The organism is Streptomyces capoamus, assembly GCF_014654935.1.
GTDB lineage: Bacteria > Actinomycetota > Actinomycetes > Streptomycetales > Streptomycetaceae > Streptomyces > Streptomyces capoamus.
This window is the reverse complement of record NZ_BNBF01000002.1, coordinates 261,051-271,897: the sequence shown is the minus strand read 5'-3', so window position 1 is coordinate 271,897 and position 10,847 is coordinate 261,051. Positions and strand designations below refer to the sequence as shown.

The 10,847-nt window shown below is 72.2% G+C and carries 8 protein-coding genes and 1 pseudogene; 5 read left to right on the top strand and 4 right to left on the bottom strand.

Annotation, left to right across the window (positions count from 1 at the left end; genetic code table 11):
- A pseudogene (locus tag IE312_RS04665) lies at positions 1-1,147 on the top strand (RNA polymerase sigma factor); the annotation flags it as partial.
- Here the strand turns inward: IE312_RS04665 and IE312_RS04660 are convergent.
- A complete protein-coding gene (locus IE312_RS04660) occupies positions 1,095-2,261 on the bottom strand; it encodes a THUMP-like domain-containing protein (RefSeq protein ID WP_189978982.1) in 1,167 nt (388 codons plus the stop codon). The pseudogene IE312_RS04665 and the gene IE312_RS04660 sit on opposite strands and share 53 nt — an antisense overlap.
- Before the next feature lie 91 nt (positions 2,262-2,352).
- Between IE312_RS04660 and IE312_RS04655 the strand changes: the two genes are divergently transcribed.
- The 4 genes from IE312_RS04655 (at position 2,353) to groL (ending at position 6,393) form a co-directional block, all read left to right on the top strand.
- The gene (locus IE312_RS04655) at positions 2,353-3,285 is read left to right on the top strand and encodes a polysaccharide deacetylase family protein (RefSeq protein ID WP_189978630.1); all 933 of its coding nucleotides are present in this window, start codon (positions 2,353-2,355) and stop codon (positions 3,283-3,285) included.
- Positions 3,282-4,094 (top strand): polysaccharide deacetylase family protein, encoded by an 813-nt coding sequence (locus tag IE312_RS04650; RefSeq protein ID WP_189978628.1) that lies wholly within the window; start codon positions 3,282-3,284, stop codon positions 4,092-4,094. The genes IE312_RS04655 and IE312_RS04650 overlap by 4 nt, the downstream gene beginning before the upstream one ends.
- Positions 4,095-4,337: 243 nt before the next feature.
- Positions 4,338-4,646, top strand: a complete 309-nt coding sequence (groES, locus tag IE312_RS04645; protein ID WP_004955293.1) for a co-chaperone GroES — start codon at positions 4,338-4,340, stop codon at positions 4,644-4,646.
- Positions 4,647-4,764: 118 nt separating this feature from the next.
- Positions 4,765-6,393 carry a chaperonin GroEL gene (gene groL, locus IE312_RS04640; RefSeq protein WP_189978626.1) on the top strand — a complete coding sequence of 543 codons (1,629 nt, stop codon included), beginning with the start codon at positions 4,765-4,767 and terminating at the stop codon, positions 6,391-6,393.
- A gap of 121 nt (positions 6,394-6,514) precedes the next feature.
- Here groL and IE312_RS04635 read toward each other — a convergent pair whose 3' ends face one another.
- The 3 genes from IE312_RS04635 to pglZ form a co-directional block, all read right to left on the bottom strand.
- Positions 6,515-8,659, bottom strand: coding sequence for a DEAD/DEAH box helicase (locus tag IE312_RS04635; RefSeq protein WP_189978623.1), 2,145 nt, complete (start codon positions 8,657-8,659; stop codon positions 6,515-6,517).
- Positions 8,656-10,005: a BREX system ATP-binding protein BrxD gene (gene brxD, locus IE312_RS04630; RefSeq protein WP_189978621.1), complete on the bottom strand. Its 1,350-nt coding sequence runs from the start codon at positions 10,003-10,005 to the stop codon at positions 8,656-8,658. The genes IE312_RS04635 and brxD overlap by 4 nt, the downstream gene beginning before the upstream one ends.
- Positions 10,002-10,847, bottom strand: an 846-nt coding sequence (gene pglZ, locus IE312_RS38770; RefSeq protein ID WP_229899052.1) for a BREX-2 system phosphatase PglZ, incomplete at its 5' end; no start/stop codon positions are given. The genes pglZ and brxD, both read right to left, overlap by 4 nt.

Here is a 10,847-nt window from a genome sequence, read left to right as displayed (position 1 = left end):
GGTGCCGGACAACCCGGGCGCCTGGCTCATGGCCACCGCCCGGCACCGGGCCGTCGACCTGGTCCGGCGCCGCGAGACCTACGCCCGCAAACTCGCCGCGATCGGCCGGGACCTGGATACGGCCCCGCCCGCGTACGACGAACCCGCCGACCCGGACGACATCGACGACGACCTGCTCCGGCTGGTCTTCACCGCCTGCCACCCGGTGCTGTCCCCGCAGGCCCGCACCGCGCTCACCCTGCGCCTGCTCGGCGGCCTGAGCACGGCCGAGATCGCCCGTGCCTGTCTGGTCCCGGAGCCGACGATCGCCCAGCGGATCGTCCGCGCCAAGCGCACCCTGGCCGCGAAGAACGTCGCCTTCGAGGTGCCGTACGGACCCGACCGCGAGGCCCGCCTCGGCTCGGTGCTGGACGTCATCTACCTGATCTTCAACGAGGGGTACGCGGCCACCGCCGGCGACGACTGGCTGCGCCCCGGCCTGTGCGAGGACGCGCTGCGGCTGGCCCGGGTGCTGTCCGCGCTGATGCCCGGGGAGCCCGAGGTGCACGGCCTGACCGCGCTGCTGGAGTTCCAGGCCTCCCGCGCCGCCGCCCGTACCGGCCCCGACGGCGCACCGGTGCAGCTGGAGCACCAGAACCGGCGTCGCTGGAACCGCATGCTCATCGCGCGCGGGGTCCGCGCCCTCGACCGCGCCGGGGCCACCGCGAGCGGCCCGCCCGGGCCGTACACCCTCCAGGCCGCCATCGCCGCCTGCCACGCGCGCGCGTACACGTACGAGGAGACCGACTGGCGCGCCATCGCCGCCCTGTACCGGCTGCTGGCCGTCCGGGCGCCGTCCCCGGTGGTCGAGCTGAACCGCGCGGTCGCCGTGTCGATGGCCGACGGTCCCGCGACGGGCCTGGAACTGGTGGACGCCCTGGCCGACGCACCGGAACTGCGCGGATACCACCTGCTGCCCAGCGTCCGCGGCGACCTGCTGTCCCGCCTCGGCCGCACCGCCGAGGCCCGTCAGGAGTTCCTGCGCGCGGCCGGCCTCACCCACAACGAGCGGGAACGGCAGCTGCTGCTGCGCAGGGCGGGGGAGTGCGCCCACGTCAGCGCAGCGGGCGGCCGATCAGCATGGTCGGCGCCCCGGCGACCCGGGTGAGGAACACGGTGGCCGCGTTCGGCCCCTGCGGCCGCACCTTGCGGCGCAGTTCCTCCGGTTCCACCGCCGAGCCGCGCTTCTTCACCGTGAGCGTGCCGACCTCCCGTTCCCGCAGCAGGGCCTTCAGCTTCTTGACGTTGAACGGCAGCCGGTCGGTGATCTCGTACCCGGTGGCGTACGGCGTGGGCCGCGGTTCGTCGGCCGTGACGTAGGCGATCGTCGGGTCCAGCAGCCCGCCGCCGACCTCCTCGGCCACCTCGGCGACCAGGTGCGCGCGGATCACGGCGCCGTCCGGCTCGTACAGGTAGCGCCCCACCGGCCGCACCGCGGGATCGGGCAGCCCGCGGCCGAGCAGGGTGCGCGGGCCGGGCAGCAGTGTGGCCCGCACCGCGCCGGGCGCTCCGGTGCCGAACCACAGCACCGCCTCCTTCACGTCCCCGCCGTCGGAGATCCACTCGGCCTCGGCCGCCGCCGGGACCACCTCGTGCGGGATGCCCGGGGCGATCTTCAGCGCGGCCCGGGGCGCCGCCAGCGCGGCCCCGACGGCCCAGGACAGCGGGGGCGAGTAGGCCTCCGGGTCGAACACCCGGCCGCGTCCGCCCCGGCGCGCCGGGTCCACGAACACCGCGTCGTACCCGGCGGTGTCCACCTCCGTGACGTCGGCCTCCCGCACCTCGATCAGCCCGGCCAGCCCCAGCGCCTCGGCGTTCGCCCGGGCCGTCGCCGCGGTGACGGGGTCACGGTCCACGGCCAGTACTCGGATCCCGGCCCGCGCCAGTGCGATCGCGTCCCCGCCGATCCCGCAGCACAGGTCGGCGACGGAGGTCACGCCCAGCTCCCGCAGCCGCCCGGCCCGGTAGGCCGCCACGCTCGCCCGGGTCGACTGCTCCACCCCGTTCGGCGTGAAGAACATCCGCCCGGCGTCCTCGGCCCCGAACTTCGCCGCCGCCCGCTGCCGCAGCCGGGCCTGGCCGAGCGCGGCGGAGACCAGCTCGGCGGGGTGGTCGCGGCGCAGCCGGGTGGCCACGGCCAGTTCCCGCGCGGGCTCGGTGTCCCGCACCTCGTCGAGGAGGGCGCGGCCTTCGGGGCTGAGAAGCAGAGCGAGGTCGTTCACCGGGTCATTGTGGGCCAGTCGGTGGACGGTGTGCCCGGCGGCGGCGGTGTCGGCCGGGATCGGGGGCCGGGTCCTGGGAGGATCCGGCACCATGCGAGCAGTAGTACAAAATGACAAAAAGCGGGCGCGGCGCACCGTCCACACCTCCGTCCACACCTCCCGGCGGGCGGCCATGGGCCCCGCGGCCCTCACCCTGGCCGCTGCGGCCCTCCTCTCCGGCTGCGCCGGCGGCAGCACACCCCCCGCCGGCCACGGCGGTCCCGCCCGCGCCGCGGACCCCCGGGCGGCGGCGGCCGCCGAACACGCCCGGCTGGCCGCCGCCGCCCGGCGCTGGGGCCTGGACCGCGCCCCGCTCACACCCCCCGCGCCGCCGGCGGAGAAACCGAGGATCACCCCGCGGGACGGCTTCGAGGTCGACGGCCAGGAGGAGGAAGGCCTTCCGCCGGTCTTCACCACGATCCCCACCAAGCAGCGGGTCGTCTTCCTCACCATCGACGACGGCGCCGAGAAGGACCCGGCCTTCCTGCGCATGATGAGCGAGCTGAAGGTGCCGTACTCGGCCTTCCTCAGCAACTACCTCGTCAAGGACGACTACGGCTACTTCCGCCGGATGCAGGCCCGGGGCGTGACCCTCAACAACCACACCCTCACCCACCCCTACCTGCCCGGCCTGACCTACGAGGAGCAGAAGGACGAGATCTGCGGCATGCAGACCGTCATGAAGAGGCAGTTCGGCAAGGCGCCCACCGTGTTCCGGCCGCCCTACGGCAACTACAACGGCGACACCCTGCGCGCCGCCAAGTCCTGCGGGATCAAGTACGCGCCCATCTGGGACGAGGAGGTCTTCGTCGACCACTGGGAGTACCGCGACTGGGACCGCAGCCTGCACCCCGGCGACATCGTCCTCACCCACTTCCGCGGCCGGGACGACTGGGACGGCACGATGGTGGACGACATGCGCCGCTTCCTGGACAAGGTCACGCGCGAGGGTTACGCCGTGGCCCGCCTGGAGGACTACCTGTGAGGCGCCTGCGGGGCCCCGCCGCGGTCCTCGCGCCGGCCCTGCTCCTGGCGGGCTGCGCCCAGTCCGTCGACCCCATCGAACGCCTCGGCAAGAAGGCCGCCGAAGGGGTGCGCCCGCACGCCACCGCGCCCGGCCCCGGCTACCGCCGCTGGGGCCTGACGCGCCCGCTCGCCCGCGCCCCGGTGCACCCGGCCCGCCCGCTCGCCGCGCACCCGCCGGCCCCCGCCCTGCCCCCGGTGGTCGACCACGTCCGCACCCCCGACCCGGTCGTCTTCCTCACCTACGACGACGGCTCCGAACGCGACCCCCGCTTCGCCGACATGGTTCGCGACCTGCGGCTCCCGGTCACCCTGTTCCTCACCGACAGCGTCGCCGCCCCCGGCTACGGCCACTTCGCCCGCCTGCGCGCGCTCGGTGCCGGCATCGAGAACCACACCGTCGACCACCGGGCACCGGCCGGACAGCCCTACGCCGGCCAGCGCGCCGAGATCTGCGGCCAGCAGAGCCGCCTGCGCACCCGCCTCGGCGTCACCCCGCGCCTGTTCCGCCCGCCCTACGGCTCCTACGACCGCACCACCCGGCGCGCGGCGGCCGCCTGCGGCATCTCCGCCCTCGTCCTGTGGCGCGCCGCCCTCACCCCGGCCGGCCTCACCTACCGCCACGGCCCCCACCGCCTGCGCCCCGGCGACATCGTCCTGGTCGGTCCGGACGAGTCGACCGGCCCCTCCCTGCGGGAACGCACGGTCCGGGTGGTGCGGCAGGCACAGGAGGACGGCCTGACGGTGGGATTCCTGGAGGACTACCTCTGAGAGCCGGCCCGTCACCGCGGCCGCCGGAGCACCCGCGCCCGCCGTCCCTGGCCGACGCGCCGCACGGCAATTGGCACTCCGCTTGACCGAGTGCTAATCGCGGTCATAGTCTCGGGTCTGGCACTCGCCCCTGGAGAGTGCCAGACAAACGCGACGGGCAGGTCCGGCACCCGCGACGACGGATCGACCTGGTCGCCACCTCAGACAGTTAACCCCGAGATCTCCGAAGGGGGAGGTCGGATCGTGACGACCGCCAGCTCCAAGGTTGCCATCAAGCCGCTCGAGGACCGCATCGTGGTCCAGCCGCTGGACGCCGAGCAGACCACGGCCTCTGGCCTGGTCATCCCGGACACCGCGAAGGAGAAGCCCCAGGAGGGCGCCGTCCTCGCCGTGGGCCCGGGCCGGTTCGAGAACGGCGAGCGTCTGCCGCTCGACGTCAAGGTCGGCGACGTCGTCCTCTACAGCAAGTACGGCGGCACCGAGGTGAAGTACAACGGTGACGAGTACCTCGTCCTCTCGGCTCGCGACGTCCTCGCGATCATCGAGAAGTAATCACCTCAAGCGACTCTCTGCTTGAAGCTGCGCCCCTGGCCCCCCGCGATCGATATGAAGCCGGGCGCCCGGGGCGCGGCGTTTTCACCCACAGATTTCCGAGAGGGCTCCCGCTGCCATGGCGAAGATCCTGAAGTTCGACGAGGACGCCCGTCGCGCCCTTGAGCGCGGCGTCAACAAGCTTGCCGACACCGTCAAGGTGACGATCGGCCCCCGCGGCCGCAACGTCGTCATCGACAAGAAGTTCGGCGCCCCGACCATCACCAACGACGGTGTCACGATCGCCCGCGAGGTCGAGATCGAGGACCCGTACGAGAACCTCGGCGCCCAGCTGGTGAAGGAGGTGGCGACCAAGACCAACGACATCGCTGGTGACGGCACCACCACCGCCACGGTCCTCGCCCAGGCGCTGGTCCGCGAGGGCCTGAAGAACGTCGCCGCCGGTGCCTCCCCGGCCGCCCTGAAGAAGGGCATCGACGCCGCCGTCAAGGCCGTCTCCGACGACCTGCTGGCCTCGGCCCGCCCGATCGACGAGAAGTCCGACATCGCCGCCGTCGCCGCGCTGTCCGCCCAGGACCAGCAGGTCGGCGAGCTGATCGCCGAGGCCATGGACAAGGTCGGCAAGGACGGTGTCATCACCGTCGAGGAGTCCAACACCTTCGGTCTGGAGCTGGACTTCACCGAGGGCATGGCCTTCGACAAGGGCTACCTGTCGCCGTACTTCGTGACGGACCAGGAGCGCATGGAGGCCGTCCTCGAGGACCCGTACATCCTCATCCACCAGGGCAAGATCTCCGCCATCGCGGACCTGCTGCCGCTGCTGGAGAAGGTCATCCAGGCCGGCTCCTCCAAGCCGCTGCTGATCATCGCCGAGGACCTCGAGGGCGAGGCCCTGTCGACCCTGGTCGTCAACAAGATCCGCGGCACCTTCAACGCCGTCGCGGTGAAGGCCCCCGGCTTCGGCGACCGCCGCAAGGCGATGCTGGAGGACATGGCCGTCCTCACCGGCGCCACGGTCATCTCCGAGGAGGTCGGCCTCAAGCTCGACCAGGTCGGCATCGACGTGCTCGGCGCCGCCCGCCGCGTCACCGTCACCAAGGACGACACCACGATCGTGGACGGCGCCGGCGACTCCGCGGCCGTCCAGGGCCGCATCGCCCAGATCAAGGCCGAGATCGAGAACACCGACTCCGACTGGGACCGCGAGAAGCTCCAGGAGCGCCTCGCGAAGCTGGCCGGCGGCGTGTGCGTGATCAAGGTCGGCGCCGCCACCGAGGTGGAGCTGAAGGAGAAGAAGCACCGTCTGGAGGACGCCATCTCCGCGACCCGCGCCGCGGTCGAGGAGGGCATCGTCTCCGGTGGTGGCTCCGCCCTGGTCCACTCCTCCAAGGTCCTCGACGGCAACCTCGACAAGACCGGCGACGAGGCCACCGGTGTCGCGGTCGTCCGCAACGCCGTGGTCGAGCCGCTGCGCTGGATCGGCGAGAACGCCGGCCAGGAGGGCTACGTCATCGTGTCCAAGGTCAAGGACCTGGACAAGGGGCAGGGCTACAACGCCGCCACCGGCGAGTACGGCGACCTGATCAAGGCCGGCGTCATCGACCCGGTCAAGGTCACCCGCTCCGCCCTGGAGAACGCCGCCTCCATCGCCTCCCTGCTGCTCACGACCGAGACCCTGGTCGTCGAGAAGAAGGAAGAGGAGCCGGAGTCCGCGGGCCACGGCCACAGCCACGGCCACGCGCACTGAGCGCTGAGCTGAGCTGAGGTGCCCAGTGCCCCCTCGGGGGTGCTGGGCACCTCGCGTTGCGGGCTCCGGGCGGGCCGGGCTGGTCCCCGCATTCCTCCGCCTCCGAAGATCTCCGCAATGCTTACAGCGATCGGAGGAACCGTACGGGCTCCGCGAGCGCCGTTCGGGCTCCCTCCTCGTCCGCCAAGCGTGCCGCGAGCGTGGCCTCCGCAAGCCGCTGGGGCAGAGCCTCCGCGAACTTGAGGCCCCGGACCGCGCGGGCGTCCACCTCGGGAAGGGTCAGGCCCGACGCGGCGTCTGCAACCGCCGTTCGCCAGGCCTCGCGCGTCACGTCGTCGCGCAAGCGGACAAAGCGGTCGTCGACGAAGCGGTGTCGCAGAACGACGGACGGCAGCGATGCGGCCAGCGTGGCATTGGCCCGGTGCCCGGCCCACGTCCACCAGCGCACGTCGTCGTCACCGCGACGGGTGATGACGGTCCCTGCCGGGTGCACCACGTCGAGGTGTGCCTCCCGGGCCTCGGCGAGCTTCGCCTCGCCCCGGCGGGTGAGCCGCACCGGGGGATCGGCACCGAGCAGAACCTCGTGGGCGGCGCGGGTCAGCTCGAAGGAGCGGACGCGGTCCGGGCCGAAGCCGCTCCACTTGGCACGTCCACCCTCGTCCACGGGTTCGACGAAACAGCGCCTGCGCCGCCAGTCGATGTACGTCACCAGCCAGCTGCGGCCCGCAAGCAGCAGTTTCCGGGGTCCGTCGACGTCCTCGGTGAGCAGGTCCGGGTCCGTGCGGCCGATCTCCGTCCGACCGCTGAGCACGGTGAACTCGGGCGGTGCGGTGAACGAGGCCGTCAGGTTCATGAAGTGCCGGTGGCCGAAGCGGCGTTCCGCCTCAGGCCCGATGAACAGCATGCCGCCGTCGCGTTCCAGGTAGCCCTGTTCGACGAGGTGCCGTACGACGGGTTCGGCTCCCGCCGTGAACGGGCTGAGACCGCCCCACCACTCTTGCCACAGGTTCTCCCCGACCCGATGCTCCTGGAGGCACAGCGCAAGGAGCTGCTGCGCGACCAGGTGCCGTGGCGCGGGAGGCGCGGTCACCGGTTCCACCCAGCCGCGGGACCAGGCCAGCAGCAAGGCTGCCGCGGAGAGGAAACCGGCATCGGTCACGGCGAGGAACAGGCAGTTGCGGGTAGTCCCCGGGCGGCGCCCCGTACGGCCCAGCCGTTGCATGAACGAGGCCACCGTGGCCGGCGCCTCCAGTTGGATCACCCGGTCCAGGTCGCCCACGTCGATGCCGAGTTCCAGTGTGCTGGTCGAGACGATCACGCAGTCCCGCGCCTCGGCGAAGGCCTCCTCCGCTCTTCGGCGTTCGTCGGTGGATAGCGAGGCGTGCGAGAGGAAGGTGGTGACACCGCGGAGCCGGAGTTGCTCGCCCAGCTCCTCGACGGTGCGCCGGGCCTCGCAGAACACGAGACGTTTTTCCCCGCGGTGCAGGGCTGCGATGACGGTCGCCGCGTTGGCGACCGAGCCGACGAAGTCCAGCTCGATGTCACCCGGCGGCACGCTGGCGGACACCGCGGCGGGCAGACCCCCGGTGCCCGGGAGCGTTACTCCGGGAGCGATGACCTGTCCCAGACGGCGTCCCTTGCCGGACCCCTGGAGCCAGTCCAGCAGCTCGTGCGGATTACCGACGGTGGCGGAGAGGCCGACCCGCTGCACCGGCCGCTCGACGATCTTCTGGAGCCGCTCGAGTACGGCGAGCAGGTGCCATCCCCGGTCGTCACCGGCGAAGGCGTGCACCTCGTCGACCACCACGCTGTGCAGCCCGGAGAAGAACGCGCGATGGTCGACGTGCGTGCTGACCAGCATCGCCTCCAGCGATTCGGGCGTGGTCAGCAGCAGATCCGGACGTTGGTTCAGGATGCGGCGGCGCCGGGTGGAGGCGATGTCACCGTGCCACAGTTCGGTTGTCCTCCCCACCCAGCCTGCATACGTCTCCAGACGGGGATGCAGGTTGTTGAGAAGGGCCTTCAGCGGGGTGACGTACAGGATGCCTGTGCCCTTCCAGCCGTGCCGCTGCGCACGGGTGAGCAGGGGAAAGGAGGCTGCCTCGGTCTTGCCGCCGGCGGTCGGCGCGAGCAGTACGGCATCGTGTCCGGCCAGGAGCGGGCCGATCGCCTGTTCCTGGAGAGGCCGCAGCGAGCGCCAGCCGAGCGAGTTGACGATGTGATGGGTGAGAATCGGGTCCAGCAGATCCAGCGCGTCGGCGCTCACGGAAGTTCCAGTTCCACGTCACCGGCGTTCGCGGCGGCGTTCCGTTCGGTCTCGTCCAGTTCCGACGCCTTCACGGTGAGCGTGTAGTGGGTGCGAGGATCGAAGTCGTCGAAGGTGTCGATCCGGTCCAGGACATCAGCGACCAGCTTTCGCAGGTACAGTCGCGGCGCGATCCCGGCCTTGCCGCCCAGCGACCCGGTGACGGCACGCGCCAACTCGTCCAGGTAGTCGTCGTCCGCCCGGACCGCGACGCGCTCGGGATGACGGGCCGTAGCTTCGTAGACGCTGCGCACGTTCCGGCCGAGCCGGCCGAGAGAGGCCAGGTCGAAGCCGGGAAGGCGCAACTGCACCGCTCGCGGGGAGTCGAAGCGCGGATCGGTCGTGAAGTCGGTGGCCAAGCGCTGGGCGAGCGGTGCCAGGCGCTGCACTCCCTGCTGCCCGTCGAAGAAGGCGGGCGTACCGGTGATGACGAGGAAGAGGCCGGGGAACCGTCCGGCGTCGATCTCGTCGAGGAGCTGACGCAGGGCGTTCAGCGACTTCTCCCGGACGTCACCGCGCACCCGCTGGAGTGTCTCGACCTCGTCCAGTACCAGCAGCAGACCGGGATGCCCGCAGTCTCGCAGCACCGTCAGCAGTCCCTGGAGGAATCCGAGCGCCGCGAAGTGGTCGAGGTCGCCACGGACCCCGGCGGCTCGCTTGGCGGAGGCCGCCACCGACTTCTGCCCCCCGAGCCAGGCGATGAGCGCCTCCGCGCGGGCTCCGTCACCGGCGGCCACGGCATCCCGGTACCCGCGCAGCGCGGCGGAGAAGGCCGGCGTCGTGCGGGCCACGTCCGCCAGCCGTCGTTCGAGGAGCTCGTCCACGGCCCGGGCGAGCCCGGCCTCGTCGTTCTCGTCGGCGTCCCCGGCGTCGAGGACCTCTTCCTCCAGCGCGTAGAACCAGGAGTCGACCACGGCCCGCAGCGCGGACGGCGCATGGGTGGCGGTCGTCAGCCGTTCGGTGAGCCGCCGGTAGACGGTCTCCAGCCGGTGCAGGGGGGTCTCCGTTTCGGAGATCTGCACCTCGCTGACGGCCAGGCCGCGTCGTTTGGCGCGTTCGGCGAGCCACCGGGCGAAGAAGGTCTTGCCCGAGCCGTACTCGCCGCGCAGTGCGTGGAAGGCGGACCCGCCGCGAGCGACGGTGGCCAGGTCGTCGTCGAGGGCGTCCGTGAAACGGTCCAGTCCGACGGCGAACAGCCCGAGCCCCTGGTGCGGCACGGTGCCACGGCGCAGCGCGTCGACGACATCCCGGGCGCGTGCGGCGCTGACCGGGGGAGCGCCCGCCGGATTCGGGGTCGGGGTACTCACAGTGCGGTGCCTTCCGGGAACTGCTGGCGCAGCAACTCTCTGTCGAGGTGGACGGTGCGTCCGGACTCGACCAGCTGGAGCACGGGGTAGCCGTCGATGTTGAGCAGCCGTTCGAGCATGGTGACGAACCGCTGCGGATTGCGTTCGGATTTCCCGGTGGCGGCTTGGGCAGCCGCCGCGACGGCGGCCGGGGACAGCTTGCCACCAGCCTCCAAAAGCGCGTCGAGGGCCGCGGCCACGGCCGTGTTGGTGGGCGCGTTGCGCACGAACTCACGCTGGGTTTCGAATGGCTTGCTGCGCACCGTCTGCTCACCGGGCGTGCTGTGGCCCGGCTGCGGGAAGAGCCCTTCGGACTGGGGCTGCTGCCTGCGCGTCCCCCTGGCGCGGGGAGCCGGTGCCGGCTCCTGCGGTTCCGTCGGATCCGAACCGCCCAGCCACCACTCGGGAGCCGTACGCTCGGCGGGCAGTGCCGTCCAGCCGGCGGGGATTTCAATGCCGGACGGCACGAAGGCCAGGACGGGTACGGTGACCTCGGCGAGCGACGCCCCGCCGTGGTACCCGGCCTGTCGGGCGGTGTAGCGCAGGTCGTCCCGCCAGGCGGCGGTGATCCGGCCGCCTCCGGCCCGTACCCGCGGCCCGGACAGCTCCACCTCTCCGGGCCCGGCCGGGCCCGTGCGCCAACGGGCGCCCTGCACCCCGTCGACCACCGTGGGACCGGTGTCACGTGGGCTGCGGTCCAGGACATGGCCGTGGTCGGAGACGAGGAGGACGGGACGGCCCGCGCCGAGGGCTGCGCCGAGCAGGTCGGACAGCTTGGCGATGTCCCCTATCCGCCATCGGGC